11 protein-coding genes are annotated in these 15,919 nt (G+C 41.9%); 7 read left to right on the top strand and 4 right to left on the bottom strand.

Going from position 1 to position 15,919, the window contains the following annotated elements; all coding sequences use genetic code 11:
* Positions 1-181 precede the first annotated feature (181 nt).
* The gene (locus ACM0OT_RS13635) at positions 182-1,051 is read left to right on the top strand and encodes a TauD/TfdA family dioxygenase (RefSeq protein WP_414564873.1); all 870 of its coding nucleotides are present in this window, start codon (positions 182-184) and stop codon (positions 1,049-1,051) included.
* 91 nt (positions 1,052-1,142) lie between these two features.
* Here the strand turns inward: ACM0OT_RS13635 and ilvA are convergent, their stop codons facing one another.
* The 3 genes from ilvA to glsA all read right to left on the bottom strand — a co-directional run bounded on the left by ilvA (position 1,143) and on the right by glsA (position 5,029).
* Positions 1,143-2,654 carry a threonine ammonia-lyase, biosynthetic gene (gene ilvA, locus ACM0OT_RS13640; protein WP_414564874.1) on the bottom strand — a complete coding sequence of 504 codons (1,512 nt, stop codon included), beginning with the start codon at positions 2,652-2,654 and terminating at the stop codon, positions 1,143-1,145.
* 120 nt (positions 2,655-2,774) lie between these two features.
* Positions 2,775-3,974 carry an FAD-dependent monooxygenase gene (locus ACM0OT_RS13645; protein WP_414564875.1) on the bottom strand — a complete coding sequence of 400 codons (1,200 nt, stop codon included), beginning with the start codon at positions 3,972-3,974 and terminating at the stop codon, positions 2,775-2,777.
* Positions 3,975-4,057: 83 nt separating this feature from the next.
* Positions 4,058-5,029: a glutaminase A gene (gene glsA / locus ACM0OT_RS13650; protein ID WP_414564876.1), complete on the bottom strand. Its 972-nt coding sequence runs from the start codon at positions 5,027-5,029 to the stop codon at positions 4,058-4,060.
* Between the two features lie 795 nt (positions 5,030-5,824).
* Here glsA and ACM0OT_RS13655 point away from each other — a divergent pair.
* From ACM0OT_RS13655 to purM, 5 genes are all read left to right on the top strand, one after another.
* The gene (locus tag ACM0OT_RS13655) at positions 5,825-6,931 is read left to right on the top strand and encodes a septal ring lytic transglycosylase RlpA family protein (RefSeq protein ID WP_414564877.1); all 1,107 of its coding nucleotides are present in this window, start codon (positions 5,825-5,827) and stop codon (positions 6,929-6,931) included.
* 197 nt (positions 6,932-7,128) lie between these two features.
* Positions 7,129-8,733, top strand: a complete 1,605-nt coding sequence (locus tag ACM0OT_RS13660; RefSeq protein ID WP_414564878.1) for a bifunctional pantoate--beta-alanine ligase/(d)CMP kinase — start codon at positions 7,129-7,131, stop codon at positions 8,731-8,733.
* A gap of 617 nt (positions 8,734-9,350) precedes the next feature.
* Positions 9,351-9,953, top strand: coding sequence for a superoxide dismutase (locus ACM0OT_RS13665; RefSeq protein ID WP_414564879.1), 603 nt, complete (start codon positions 9,351-9,353; stop codon positions 9,951-9,953).
* Positions 9,954-10,143: 190 nt separating this feature from the next.
* Positions 10,144-10,350, top strand: a complete 207-nt coding sequence (locus ACM0OT_RS13670) for a hypothetical protein (protein ID WP_414564880.1) — start codon at positions 10,144-10,146, stop codon at positions 10,348-10,350.
* A 73-nt stretch (positions 10,351-10,423) separates the two neighbouring features.
* Complete coding sequence (purM, locus tag ACM0OT_RS13675) at positions 10,424-11,455, top strand: phosphoribosylformylglycinamidine cyclo-ligase (protein ID WP_414564881.1); 1,032 nt, start codon at positions 10,424-10,426, stop codon at positions 11,453-11,455.
* On the opposite strand, the gene recN is transcribed toward purM, so the two are convergent.
* Positions 11,447-13,207 carry a DNA repair protein RecN gene (gene recN / locus ACM0OT_RS13680; RefSeq protein WP_414564882.1) on the bottom strand — a complete coding sequence of 587 codons (1,761 nt, stop codon included), beginning with the start codon at positions 13,205-13,207 and terminating at the stop codon, positions 11,447-11,449. The genes purM and recN overlap by 9 nt on opposite strands.
* A 658-nt stretch (positions 13,208-13,865) precedes the next feature.
* Between recN and ACM0OT_RS13685 the strand changes: the two genes are divergently transcribed.
* On the top strand, positions 13,866-15,887 hold the full coding sequence (locus tag ACM0OT_RS13685) for an ABC1 kinase family protein (RefSeq protein WP_414564883.1): 2,022 nt from the start codon (positions 13,866-13,868) through the stop codon (positions 15,885-15,887).
* Positions 15,888-15,919: the final 32 nt, after the last annotated feature.

Below are 15,919 nucleotides of genomic sequence, written 5' to 3' on the forward strand. Positions count from 1 at the left end.
TAATAAATTTATAGGCTCAAAGATTTTGCATCAGTTTTCCTACATGATATAAAAACTCATAAAATAAAAGGCGATCGCAGTTTCTTTAAACTTGTAAAATGTCAGATGTCGCTACATTGCCTATAGCCCAGCATTCAACTCAAAATTAACTAAATCTCTATTTAACTATATGAGTATTAAATTGCAACCACTATCAAAAAACACAGGTATCCAAATTACAAATAATGATAGTGTTAGTCTTTTAGAATTGAACCTGGAAGAAATTACTAATTTATTCAAATCATCTGGGGTATTACTTTTTAGAGGATTTGAAACTGATGTTAATATTTTTAAGCAATTCAGCAATTTATTAAGTACAGATTTTCTCGATTACACTGGCGGAGCTTTTACTAGAAGAATTATTGATGACGATAAGACTATTTTAAGCGTCAACGATGATCAGTTTGAGATTAAGTTACATGGAGAAATGTATTATCAGAAAACAAAACCACTGATGTTGTGGTTTTTTTGTGCTAATCCAGCATCAGAAGCAGGACAAACAACAATATGTGATGGCAAAGATTTTTTTGAGCAAATTAGCGTTTCAACTAAAGATTTATTTAGCAATAAGAAACTGAAGTTTTCTGTATATATATCTAAAGATAAATGGCAGATAAAATATAAAACTGATGATTTGGATCAGTTACAAGAGATGTGTATAAATAACGATATGTCTCTGAAAATTAACGCAGATAAATCTATTTATCTTGAGTACATTTGCCCTGCAATTATTCCTAGTAAATGTGGTAAATATCAAGTTTTTATAAACAGTTTGTTACCAACCAAACAGTTACACCCAGAAATTTTAAATTTTGATGATGATTCAGAAATTCCTCATGATGTGCTTACAGAATTAGATGAAATTGCTGAAAGAATAACAACAGAGATTTCTTGGAAAAAAGGAGATATTTTAATGATTGATAATACTAGAGTTATGCACGGTAGAAGGGCTTTTGCTGACGAAACAAGGGATATTTATATCAGGCTATGCTCACCAGCTTTTGAATTTTAGAATTTGGACAATCACTTTTATTGGTCGAAATCACGTTACATTAATGGCAACTCTCAGCAGTAGTTGATGTTGTACATTTTGAGTAGAGAATTTAACCTAAAAAGAGCTTGTATGCAGGGTTTTGACTTTCATCCCAATAACGATAACCGAGACTATCAAGAAACACTTGCCACTCCTGCATCTCCTGGGGGGGTACTTGCATCCCGACAACAATTCGTCCATAATCTGCCCCATTGTTACGGTAGTGGAACATACTAATATTCCAATTGGGACTCATAGAACCAACAAACTTCATTAATGCGCCGGGACGTTCGGGAAACTCAAAACGATAAAGTAATTCATTATGTGCTAGGGGAGAATGTCCACCTACCATATGTCGCAGATGTAATTTTGTCAGTTCATCATCTGTTAAGTCAATGGTTTGGAAACCACAATTTTCAAAAGTTTCTACCATTTTTCCGGCATCGGCACGGTTTTGGATTTGTACACCTACAAAAATATGGGCTTCTTTTTCATCGGCAATGCGATAGTTAAACTCGGTCAGATTGCGTTGACCTATGCATTCACAAAACTTTCGCAAACTACCCTGTTCTTCAGGGATTGCTACAGCAAAGATAGCTTCACGGCGTTCACCAAACTCTGCCCGTTCTGCCACAAAGCGGAGGCGGTCAAAATTCATGTTAGCGCCACAAGCCACAGCGATTAATGTTTGTCCCTGGATTTGTTCTCGTTCGGCGTATGCTTTAGCAGCTGCGATCGCTAATGCACCAGCTGGTTCTAAAATAGAGCGTGTATCTTCAAACACATCTTTAATGGCTGCACAGGTGTCATCTGTATCGACCAAAATAATTTCATCTACATAGTTCTGACACAGACGGAAGGTTTCTTCACCCACTTCCCGCACCGCTACCCCGTCAGCAAATAAGCCCACCTGGGACAACCTCACTCGATGTCCAGCTTTTAATGATTGAGACATGGCATCAGCATCCACAGGTTCAACACCAATAATTTTAATTTCCGGACGCAACCGTTTAACATAGGCAGCAATTCCCGAAATTAAACCTCCACCACCAATAGCCACAAAAATTGCATGGATGGGTTGCTGGTATTGCCGCAGAATTTCCATGCCAATTGTTCCTTGTCCAGCAATCACATCTGGGTCATCAAAGGGGTGAATAAATGTTAAATTCTTTTCTGCCTCTAATTGACGAGCATAAGCATAAGCATCATCGTAGGTATTCCCATTTAACACCACCTCTCCTCCCCTGGCCTTGACTGCATCTATCTTCACTTGAGGAGTAGTCACCGGCATCACAATAATCGCGCGTGTACCCAACCGGCTAGCAGCCAGAGCCACACCTTGGGCATGGTTTCCCGCAGATGCGGCAATTACACCCTGGGCCAGCATCTCAGGCGACAAGTTCACCATCTTGTTATAAGCACCCCGCAGCTTAAAGGAAAAAACTGACTGCATATCTTCCCGCTTTAGCAGTAGTTGATTATTTAGTCGTGCAGACAGATTTGGGGCAGATTCCAGTGGTGTTTCCTGGGCAACGTCATAGACACGAGCAGTCAGAATTTGTACCAGGTAATCACAATACATGGGGTAAACAGGAGGGCAATTTGGGGATGGATGTTAATTTTACCGCTAGTTGGGTACCTGTTTAACAGAATCACTAGAGTCTTTAGCAAGCTCTGCACTTAGGGAATAGATACGGGATGATCAGACAATTAAGCTTACCTGAGTTATGCCCTGACGCATTTCCCGTTGTCGCCTTAACCAAGACTGTTTGATAATATTACCGAACCAGGGAGCAAGTTGTACCAACAGCGATCGCACCAGTGAATTATTTCGCATGAGTTCACCCTGCGCTGCTTCCTGTAATTGAAGTTGCTGGGAGCGGAGAATTTCTGGCTCACGTTCTGCTTGAATTTTTGATAACGCTATATCTATATATTGATGTTCAGTTTGACTCTGCAATATAGGCACAAGATGATTAGCCGCAACAATGACATCACGCAATGCAACATTAATTCCTTGAGCGCGGACAGGAGACATAGGGTGTGCAGCATCGCCTAACAGCATTACCCCTGGTGCGTGCCATTGGGGACAAGAACCGACTACCACAGACAATTTAATTGGAGATTCAATGGTGTCTGCATGATTGCGGAAATGTTCTGCTAACCATGAAGGCGATAAAGACGCGAAAATTTCTCCCCAGTCTGCTTGTTTCCAGTCAACTTTTTCGGTGGCGGCCACAACCCAAGCCAGATGTAGTTTACCTGACTCGGCTCCATGAAAGATGCTAAACACGCGATCGCTATTCACAATAGTCCGAAACACATTATCTTCAGCAAACTCAGGAGTGGAGGCCAGTTTAAACCAGAGAATATCTATATTTTTGGGTTGGCGGACTAATTTTAAGCCTGCACGTTCTCGGACAATTGAGTTACGTCCATCCGCCCCAATTACAAGATCAGCAGCAATTTGTTGGCCATCGCTGAGTAAAACACCGGCAACACGTTGATCGTTCCACAATAAATCTTTAACAGTGACACCCTGGATCAATTTAAATTTATGATGATTTTGCGCTTCTAAAATCAATGCTTGGAGCAGGGGCGGTTGTGATACGAGTGTACAGGGTAAATTTGCCCCCATTGGCTCCTCTACTCGAAATAACTGTTTCCCATTAATCATGAATTCCCAGGCGTTGAGTTGTCGATGAGGAATCTGCTGCCACAATGCCGATAGTCCCATTTGGTCGAGTGCATCTAACCCGCTAGGCATTAGCCCCTCACCGCGAAATACACGATAAAAGTCCTTAGCCGCTTCAATTAAAGTCACAGCAATACCGCGCTGTACAAGCAGTAAGGCCAGTGCCGCACCTGTTGGCCCCGCACCGACAATCACAACCTGTGCCATTTAGACCTCCCATAATTGTCGCCAAATTGAGAATAATACTTATATATAGTCATCTTGAATTTTTGAGCGTTACTGTCTAGCCCCTAATCTTCTCCGGAACATTCAAATAGATGTAACTGCAACCGTTGAGAAAGTTCTTCACATACTTTCACTCCCCGAACACTATTACCGCGCACATCTAATAGTGGTGAGAATACTGCAATGCCCATTTTACGAGGGACAACAGCCATAATTCCTCCACAAACACCACTTTTAGCCGGAAACCCAATTTTGTAAGCCCATTCACCTGCAAAGTTATACATACCACAGGTGTACATCACACTAAGAATATCTTTAATATAAAGGCTATTCACTGCCTGTTTACCTGTAACTGGGTTTATACCCTTGTTGGCAAGAGTAGCTGCCATTACGGCCAAGTCTGGGCAATTCACCATCACGGCGCACTGCTGGAAGTAAAGATCTAAAGCTTCTTCAATATTGTGGTCAATCATGCCAAAGTTCAGCATCAGGTGCGCCATAGCGCGGTTCCGATGTCCCGTGCTACGTTCGGAAGTAAATACTGATATATCCACTAGTGCATCCTGTCCGGTGTATCTTTGAAACATCTCTAGAACCCGGTTGAGGCGTTCTGTGGGGCCAGATCCTTTGATTAAGCTAGTGATGGCGATCGCCCCGGCATTTACCATTGGGTTATACGGTCGCTTTGATGGCTCATCCAGAATAATTGCGTTGAATGCATCTCCTGTTGGTTCTACGCCTACTCTCGTCAATATATAATCCCGTCCATGATCTTCTAGGGCTAGTCCGTAAGCAAACACTTTAGATATTGACTGGATGGTAAATGTCTGTTGGTAATCCCCGACTTTATAAATTTTGCCATCTACAGTCGCAACACAAATACTAAATAAGTCCGGATTTACCTTTGCTAATTCTGGAATATAGTTTGCTAGTGTGCCTTCATTTAAAGACTTGTATTGAGAATGCAAATCGTTGAGAACAGCTAAAAGTGGCGATGGAAGTATTTCTAAATCTTCTGGATTTACTGAATTTGCCATGAAGCCGATAGTTTGCTTAAAAAATCACACTTGTTTAAATTTAGCAAGCGAGTTTTTGCGTATTTTTTGATACACAGAAACTTATTCGCACATGTTAATCAAGCATTTTTCATTGTCTCATCATTACTTTTACTTTAATAGAATAAAAATAATAGATACATTAATCGCCTCATATTTTAAGTATTATTGCTAAAATATTAGTAATATATAATACAATTAAAATTTCATAAAACCAGCATATTGCCGTAAAAAGCATGTAATTAAAATACTTGAGCGAAAATCATTACGGGGGATTTATTTTCTAAAAATATTATTTGTAAGTCTTGATACAGAATGGTTGTACAACAATATAAAAACTTTGTAAACTAAATTCAACTAAGTATTTTTAGAGCGGTTTTACTTAAATATATTAAATTATAATAAATAGTATTTTAAAATTTTATATGTCTCATAAAGTACATTTTGTGATCCGGAGGGTTACAGCTAATTAAAAATCCTCAAATCATTAAATTTTCCTATAGAAATTTTTGATATGCGAAAAAAACGTTACATCGTCAAAATCCGCATTTGAGAAAGGTTTCACCCTAAAAATTGCAATTGGAAATTGATAAAGTGATGATTCTCTACGCTAAAACCCTGATCCCCAAGCACAAAAGTTCGTGTTAGTCTGTTGCAGTTACAAACAAAAAGTGAAAGCGGAACAAGTTCGAGTTATTAGGAATACGCCATTTCAATTGGCACAAAAACCCGCGAACTAAGTAACTGCTGTTCTACAGTCGCTTTAAAATCGGACGCATGAATCAAAGATATTTGTGGACTATTGTCGCTCTGTTTCTAGCTGTTTGGGGAATGCCTTTATCGGCGCGCACTCAAACTACCAAGGAAATCACTCAAGTTTCCCCAGAATCACCAGTTAAAGAGGTGGTCAAGGTAGGAGAGTTTCAATCCTCGGCAGAGAAACCAACCTCGGATGTTGTGATCACAAGCATTCATCCTCATAACATTGAAGGTCGTAAGGCGGCGACTCTGTTTATCAAAAATATTCCAGTTCTCACATTTTTGAGTTCTCAGCCAGTTGCAAGTGTTGATAATAAAGTTGGAGAAATTGGAGATTCTGAGGGCGTGCAATCGTACGCCCTTATTGCTGGTGACTCAGCCCAATTGACCAGTATTGGGAATTTAGCGAATGCGAGCAACCAAAAAAATAACTCGCTTCAAGATGACCCGGTTCATAGAGCTGGTCTAATAGCAGCTAGTATTAATCAGCTAGTCCGGAATGATGTAGAGGCTGATAAGATTACTGTCAGTTGGAAAGACAAAAACGAGACTACAGGCGGTAATCAAGCTCAAAAGAAAAGCGCCCCTGTTCAACAACAGCCAAGGGATCGCTATACGATCAAAATCAATGACCAAGAATTGGTGGAAATCAATCAAAATACCCGACTAGCAGGTACCACCAAAAATCTAGCAGAAGATGCATTGCAAGCAACCAATCGCTTGCGGAGACTCATGGGTAATGCATCTCCCATCACAGAAATTGCTAATCTACCAAAACCCAAGCCTATTTCTATGCCTCGACAGGCACAACAAATAGCTAGTAATAGGCGGCTCAGTTTTCAAGGTATAGCTTCCTTTTACGGTCGTGAATTTGCTGGCAGACCTACTGCCACCGGAGAGAGATTTAATCCAGAAGCCATGACCGCAGCTCATCGCAGCCTACCCTTTGGAACACGAGTCCGGGTGACTAACGCCCGCAACGGTCGTTCTGTCGTGGTGCGAATCAATGACCGTGGCCCATTTATTCGGGGTCGGGTAATCGATTTATCTACTGGTGCAGCTAGGTCTATAGGCATGATCAATAGTGGTGTAGCACCCGTCAAAATTGAAGTTTTGGGAAGATAATCCTAGAGGCTAGAGGCTAGAGGCTAGGGGCTAGGGTAAGAGGAGATTAGCTAGATTCTTACCTACTCCCTATTCCCTACTCTCCATTCCCTGTTCCCTATTCCCTAATTTCTAATTCCCCTAGTTCAATTAGCCCTTTCCCCTATTTCAGATATAAACTAACGGGGGAGAGGCTTAAAAAGAACTAGGGGTATTTTGTGCGCCTGCTGACAACAGTCGCAGCTTTACGCTGCTATTTAACTCAACGCTACTCAGACAACAAGCTAAAAATTTCCGAAGACTTGGTACTACATGAAATGACTAGCTGGTACCAAACAGCTGTCGGTTTAGTGCCAACTATGGGTGGTTTACATCAAGGTCATTTAAGCTTGATTGCAAAAGCCAGGCAAGAAAATTCTACGGTGATTGTCAGTATTTTCGTCAATCCCCTGCAATTTGGTGTCAACGAAGATTACGGACGTTATCCTCGGACTTTAGAGCAAGACCAACAACTTTGTCAGCAAGCAGGGGTAGATGCGATTTTTGCACCTACTCCGGAAGAAATGGGTGTTCCCCAGAAAAGTATACAAGAATCTAAAGTGACACAAGTGATACCACCATCTGCTATGATGGAAAGTTTGTGTGGCCGTTCTCGGCTAGGTCACTTTCAAGGTGTAGCTACGATTGTGACTAAGCTGTTGAACTTGGTACAACCTGACCGAGCCTACTTTGGACAAAAGGATGGTCAGCAACTAGCTATTATTAAACGGTTAGTAGTTGATTTGAATTTGCCAGTAGAAATTGTTGCTTGTCCGACAATGCGGGAAGCGTCGGGACTTGCCTTTAGTTCTCGCAATCAATATTTGACTGCACAAGAAAAAGAGCAAGCAACGGTTTTATCTCAAGGTTTACGGCAAGCAGAAGCTGCTTTCAAGTCAGGTGTGCGTGACAGTAGCAAGCTGATAGCGGTGGTACAGCAGGAACTGGCAAAGGTTAGTACTCTATTTGTGGAATATATTGAATTGGTTGAACCGACTACGTTAATGTCTTTAGAAACAATTGAGGAGGAAGGAATGCTGGCGATCGCAGCTCGTCTTGGTTCTACACGTTTGATTGATAATACCATTTTGCGCGATCGTCAACCTATCATTGCCATTGATGGGCCTGCGGGTGCTGGAAAATCGACGGTGGCTCGTCAAGTAGCAACTAAGTTGGGGCTAGTGTATCTAGATACAGGAGCCATGTATCGGGCTGTAACTTGGCTAGTGCTGCAACAAGGTGTTGCCATTGATGATGAGTGTGCGATCGCGGAATTAACTCATCGGTGTAACATTGAACTGACTCCCAGCCATGATTTGCAATCTCCAGTCAAGGTTTGGATTAATAATACTGATGTTACCCAGGCAATTCGTACGGTTGAGGTGACATCTCAAGTATCAGCCATAGCTGCCCAAACTGCTGTGCGTCAAGCACTGGTGAAAAAACAGCAAGGCTGGGGTAAAAAAGGTGGTTTAGTCGCAGAAGGACGAGACATTGGTACTCATGTATTCCCCGATGCTGAAGTTAAAATCTTCTTAACTGCTTCTGTCAATGAACGCGCGCGTCGCCGTCAGCAAGACTTTAAGCAACAAGGTCAACCCGAAGTGAGTTTAGAGCAGCTAGAACGGGATATTGCCGAACGTGACTGGAAAGATAGTACCCGTAAAGTTTCTCCTCTGCAAAAAGCAGCGGATGCCGTAGAGATGCAAACTGATGGTCTGAGTGTGTCTGACGTTTCCGCACAAATTGTCAACTACTACCAACAGCGTTTATCTCAACCGTAGTCATGACAATCTGCTGATAATTTCTGATTTAATTGGGGTGGGGAGTGATTGCTAATGAACTGACATCCCCATCTCAAAACTGAATCTTGAAAACACAGTAGTTTGAGTCTTTATATATTCATCGTATAAGAGATAATACGAAAATATAAAAATTAATACATCTAGCTTGAGGCTGATTAAAAATAATTCAATTCGTATTTCTCAAGGCAGAAGTATTTCATCTCAGAAATTAGCTATATAGAAGAGTTGGCAAAAAAATCTAAATTAAACGGTTATCTATTTAAAGTCTATTTGCTGAAATATCACCCGGCATAGTCAAGATTATAGATTTTAGCTGTAGAATCTGCTATTAATAGCACAGGAACAAGTTTCTGTTAATGGATGGAACAGTGTTTTGCTGGGGTATTAGCAGTTTTTATTTATCATCATTAGTCTATAGAAAAAAGACTTATTATTAATCTACTTTGTCTTGATCTTGCTTTTGGTAGTAAAATGACGATGTTAAGTTTTATATCCAATATTAAAGGATATGAAACTGATACGTATAAAACCTGTAATTTCCTAAGCTGCTACAACAGCTTTAAACTGGAAAACAGTTAAAGAGAGGATTTCACAAAATGGCATTTACACAGCCCCCCTTACCCTTCGACTTTAATGCTCTAGAGTCTCATGGCATGAAAGGCGAAACCTTTGAGTATCATTACGGCAAGCATCACAAATCTTATGTAGATAACCTCAATAAGCTGACTGATGGTACTGAACTTGCTGATAAATCTCTAGAAGAAGTCATCCAAACTACCTTTAAAGACTCCTCTAAAGTGGGAATCTTCAACAATGCTGCCCAAGTTTGGAACCATACTTTCTTCTGGAATTCCCTCACACCCGCAGGCGGCGGCGCACCCAGCGGTGACTTAGCAGCCAAGATTGATAAAGACTTTGGTAGCTTTGATAAATTTAAAGAAGAGTTCTCTACCGCTGCTGCAACTCAGTTCGGTAGTGGATGGGCTTGGCTAATTGATGATGGTGGTACGCTGAAGGTAATGAAGACACCGAATGCGGAAAACCCTTTAGCTCATGGTAAAAAAGCACTCCTAACATTGGATGTTTGGGAACACGCTTATTACATAGACTACAGAAATGCTCGCCCAGCATTCATCAAAAACTTCTTAGATCAGTTGGTGAATTGGGAATTTGCGGCGGCCAATCTTGCTAAAGCCTAATTAACTTGCAGTTTTGTACTGATTGTGTTGCTGACTTTTGCCAGATATGCAAAGCAGAGACAATCAGTTAATTTCTGAATATTTCCTAGCAGTCACGACTTGGCTCGTGGCTGTTTTTGATCTGTTAAGCAAATGGTGCTGGGCTGAACTGTCTAATGTATTGTAAAAAGTAGTGAACTAAAACAAGCATATGGATAGTACAGAACTAGCTCAATACTTGGAATCCACAAATAGCATTACCAAACCTTGGTTATTGGTGCAACTGCGACTCAAGAAGTTGCAAGAACGTCAAGCTAATATTTCCGAAGATACCTATGCCAATGAATTAGCAGATATACACCAAGACTTAATGAATTTGGGTGAATGGTGGCGTGGCATTGAAAAGGAAGTATTTTAATGTATACGCACAACAAACAACCTCCAAGATGATAGCCTAAGTTGGTAACGGATTGATAACGGTGCAGTCAGGAATGGATTATCGGGATGCCGGGGTGGATGTTGAGGCTGGTAGAGCTTTTGTCGATCAAATTCGCAATTTGGTTCACAGCACCTTTAGACCGGAAGTAATTGGCGGATTGGGTGGTTTTGGTGGTTGTTTTCAACTACCAGGGGGTTTTAAAGAGCCAGTGTTGGTTTCTGGGACTGATGGTGTGGGTACAAAGTTAAAAATTGCTCAAATTCTCAATCGTCATGACACCGTTGGCATTGATTTAGTAGCAATGTGCGTGAATGATGTGTTGACATCAGGCGCAGAACCGTTGTTTTTTTTAGATTATGTAGCCACAGGTAAGTTAGAAAAAGAGCAACTGACTCAAGTGGTAGCTGGTATAGCCACTGGGTGTAGGTTAGCTGGTTGTGCGTTATTGGGCGGAGAAACCGCAGAAATGCCCGGTTTTTACCAAGTTGGTGAATATGACTTGGCTGGGTTTTGTGTGGGAATTGTGGAGAAAAGCCAAATGTTGGATAGTTCCCAAGTCCAAGTTGGGGATGTAGCGATCGCCCTGCCTAGTACAGGTGTACACAGTAATGGCTTGAGTTTAGTCCGCAAGATTGTGAGTGATGGTGGTTTTACTTGGGATGAAAAACCAGAATTATTAGGTGGTGAAACCATCGGCGCAGCTTTCCTCAAACCCACGCAAATTTATGTCAAACCTGTTTTAGCAGCTCGTCAAGCTGGGTTAGAAATTCACGGTATGGCTCATATTACAGGTGGCGGCTTACCAGAAAATTTACCCAGATGTTTGGGTAAAGGTCAAGCGATTAAAATTAACCCCAGTTGGCAAATTCCTCCTCTATTTCAGTGGCTAGCACAAGCTGGTTCAGTCAGTGCTGAGGCTATGTATAATACTTTCAATATGGGTATTGGATTTGTGCTATTAGTACCACCCCATCAAGTAGAACCCACTATTAGTTTTTTGCGATCGCAGGATATTTCAGCCTTGACTATTGGTGAAGTGATCACTGGTTCGGGGACGCTAGAAGGCTTGCCATCATCAATGTAAATTGAGATTATCCTTTTCCCCACGATGATGAGCAGCTTGTAATAATAGAGACTCAGCAAAAGCGATGGCATCAGTAGCTGATTTCCCACCAGCTAATTGTGCTAGTTCATCCCGGCGATGAGTTAAATTATCCAAGTTAGTCACACGCACTACTGTACGTTGTTCGGCGTTACCATTGTGAGCTTTTTTACCCTTACCTTGGGTAATAGTTTGCTTATCTACACGGAAATGCCGATCAGCCATGGCCGCCACCAAAGGTTGGTGGGTGACACACAATACTTGATTATTTTGACTTAATTGGTGTAACTTTTCGGCGATCGCTTGGGCGACTCTGCCAGACACGCCAACGTCAATTTCATCAAATACCATTGTTTCAGCCGCATCTATTTGGTTAAAACAAGCTTTCAGCGCTAGTAAAAACCGACTCATTTCCCCACCAGAAGCGATGGCCATTAAAGGTTGCAGTGGTTCCCCAGGATTGGGACTAAACATAAAAGTAATTTTGTCTCCTCCCGTGGCGGTGGGGGTAGTAGGCGCTATTTCTACTTGAAACTGTACCTTTTCCATCGCTAAAGGCTTGAGTTCAAAAAGCAATCGGGATTCTAAATTAGCAGCAGTTTGCCGCCGCAGTTGAGTTAATTTGCCACAAGCTTGAGTTAGCTTGGCTAAACTCGCCTGTACTTGCTGTTCTAGACTTTCTATAGATTGTTCACTATCGTTGAGTTCGCTTAATTCACCTTGGATACGTTCGTAGTAGGCGATCGCCTCTGTAAGAGTGGGGCCATATTTGCGACAAATTTGTTTTAATTCTTGAATACGTGTTTCAACTTCCTCCAACCTTTGGGGATCAGCTTCTAAACTTTCGCCATAAGCATTAATTTGTCTACCCACTTCCATCATGGCAGTTTGAGCATCCCGGACCAAATCCAACAAAGGTTGCAGTTGGGCGTCGTATTCCACCATGTCAGTTAATGTTGCTTCGCTGTCACCCAGTAAATCTGCTGCGGCTGGGGTTTCGCTATCATTTTGATACAAAGCTTCATAAACCTTGTAACTCATCTGTTGCAATTCAACTACATGATTCAGGCGTTCTCGTTCTTGGATGAGTTGTTCTAATTCTTGAGGATTTTCAATATTGGCTGCTGTCAACTCCTGCACTTGATAAGTGAGTAAATCGAGTTGTTGCAGGCGTTCTCGCTCTGATGTCCGGCGTTTTTCTAAAATGAGATGCGCTTGTTGGTAAGTATTAAAAGCCACACCAATTTGTTGACGCTGCTGCAATAAGGAATCACCACCGTACACATCCAACCACTCCCTAACTTGGGCAGGTTGTCCCACTTGTACAGTTTGACCTTGGGCGGTGATTTCCACCAAGCGATCGCGCATTCCTCCCATGATCTGCCGATTTACCAACACCCCATTTACCCGAGATCTACTCCGGACATTACTCGCAGTAGCGGTAATTTCTCGACTGACGATGACACAGTTATCATCAATTAAATCAATTTCCTGTTCACTCAACCAAGCAGTTAAGGGTGGATTAGAAGTAAAAGTGGCTTCCACCATTGACCGATTTGTCCCCGTACGAATGACTCGACTAGAGACTTTACCGCCCAAAGCCGCGTCAATGGCATCCAAAATAATCGATTTTCCCGCGCCAGTTTCCCCGGTTAAAACATTGAGTCCAGTGCCGAATTCCAGTTCTAATTGGTCAATTAGGGCAAAATTTTCGATTCGTAGGCAAAGCAACATCCAGCAAAATTCTCCGTGAGGGCAGTTGCCGAGACTTTTAAGTTACAAAACAATAAACATAATCTTTTAGCTACCAGCAATACCTACTACTAGTGAAGTACTCCGGCTTGCTTTGCTGAAGCCGGAGCTTCAGTAAAACAACCATCATCGTTTCGCGTCTCATTCGCTATTGCCACGTTGGGTATATCACAGAGATATTCGGGACTAAACCCGATCATGGTCTTACACAGCGTCTCTCGGTTTACACCGTTTATCTTCTCAAGGAAGAACCCGCGCAGCCGTCCGCCTCCTGCAGACAGTTTGATTACTTTTCCGTACACCTTTGTATGGCTGATTTTTTACCGCAGAACGTAATCATGCGAACCAGTGACCAAGGTCTTTCCCCCCTTTCTCTCGCTCTTAGACTTGGTAAGCGTATTACCGCTACTGTGACTGTTTGTTATGAGTCGAGTGGGTGGGTCAACAACCATTTATATTAAACTAGTAGGCCCATTTCAGTGTAGCAAAACTATGGATTACCTTGATATAAGGGGAATAATTCTTTTGAGGAGTGGGTGTATCTAAAATTTATTCCCATTTATCCCCTTTTGGGGGATGCTGGTTTGTAACCCTATTGTTACAATACTTAACATGCTCAATGTGACTGGTGGCTATTTTCATGATTGTTAAGACACTTCCCCCTAATTCCCAGCCAACCGAGGGCGAAACAGTTATTACTGAAGTAGTGCCAGAAAATGGCAACCCAGCCTTGGTTGTGCGTTCACCAAAACTGATAATTGCTCAAAAGTCCGAGCCTGAGACAACAATACGCTATAACCCCGAAGAAATAAGGGAGCATTATAGTCGTAGACCTTTGCAAGTTTTACGGCGGATTATTGCCGTATTGAGGCCGACACTTTCCCTAGTTTTTGGGTTGTGGTGGGATAGCCGCCGGGGAATTAACGTTAAAGCAGACCGTCGTCGAGCCGTACAATTGCGAGACTTACTAACAAAATTAGGGCCCGCCTACATCAAAATTGGCCAGGCTTTATCCACCAGACCAGATTTAGTTCCTCCTACTTACTTAGAAGAGTTAACTAGGTTACAAGACCAATTACCGCCGTTTGCCAACGAAATTGCTTACCAATTTATTGAAGAAGAATTAGGCGCACCACCATCAGAGATTTACGCTGAACTCTCGCTTCAGCCAATTGCCGCTGCTTCTTTAGGACAAGTTTATAAAGGTAAACTCAAAACTGGCGAAGAAGTTGCCATTAAAGTCCAACGCCCGGACTTAAGAGAACGAATTACCATTGACTTGTATATTTTGCGGCAAATCGCCGGTTGGGTACAAACCCAAGTTAAACGGATACGCAGTGACTTAGTTGGTATCCTCGATGAATTAGGCGATCGCATCTTTGAAGAGATGGATTATATTCATGAGGGAGAAAATGCCGAGCGCTTCTTTGAATTGTATGGTCATATAAAGGACATTTATATACCGAAAATTTACTGGGAATATACCAATCGTCGCGTCTTGACGATGGAGTGGATTAATGGTACTAAATTAACGCAAACAGTAGAAATTAATGCCCAAGGTATCGATGCTCGCTATCTGATTGAAGTAGGTGTGCAATGTTCCTTGCGCCAGCTATTAGAACATGGATTTTTCCATGCTGATCCCCACCCAGGTAATTTGCTAGCCACACCAGATGGTAAATTGGCCTATCTCGACTTTGGGATGATGAGTGAGATTCAGCCACCCCAACGCTATGGTTTAATTGAAGCGATCGTCCACGTCGTCAACCGTGACTTTGAAGGTTTGGCCAACGACTACGTAAAGCTAGATTTCTTATCACCAGAAACCGACTTAACACCAATTATTCCCGCATTTGCTAGAGTCTTTGCTGATGCTCAAGGAGCCAGTGTCGCTGATTTGAACATCAAAAGCATCACCGATGAATTATCAGCTTTGATGTATGAATATCCTTTCCGGGTACCGCCTTATTACGCTTTAATTATTCGCTCCCTGGTGACCCTAGAAGGTATTGCAATTTATATAGATCCCAACTTCAAAGTTCTCAGTGAAGCTTATCCTTACGTTGCTAAACGCCTACTAACTGATCCCTCAACGCAATTAAGAACATCTCTGCAAAACTTATTATTTAAAGAGGGTAAATTCCGTTGGAATCGGTTAGAAAACTTACTTCGCAATGCCAAGAAAAATCAAGACTATGACTTTAATCTAGTTTTAGATCAGGGTTTAGAGTTTCTTTCTTCTGAACGTGGATCTTTTATTCGTGACAAATTGGTAGATGAATTTGTTAATGGCTTAAATGCTTTAGGTAAAAATGTCTTACACAACTTCACTTACGTCCTCAGAGAACGAGTAGGTTTAACAGCAGTCAACGAAACTCCTGGAGCAACAGTTGAGCAACAACAAACCTTAGAGCATATTAAACGCATTTTAAACATTCTCCAACAAACCCGTGGCTTTGACCCAGTGCAGATGGCTCCTCAGCTGGCCCAATTATTAGTAAATCCAGGGGTACAGCGTTTAGGACAACAAATTACCAATCGCCTGACGCAAAAAGCCATAGCACGTCTGATTCGTGAGTTGTTAGCAGCCGAAGAAGTTAAAAGCACTGATGGCCGTCAGTTAGAAAGACCTGCAAGGGTTTCTTTACCTGTAAGAATGTAGGAAGACAAGGGGACAAGGAGATAAGAACAAAA

The sequence above is a fragment of the Anabaena sp. CCY 9613 genome (genome assembly GCF_963920895.1).
In the GTDB taxonomy this organism is placed as follows: Bacteria; Cyanobacteriota; Cyanobacteriia; order Cyanobacteriales; family Nostocaceae; genus Cyanocohniella.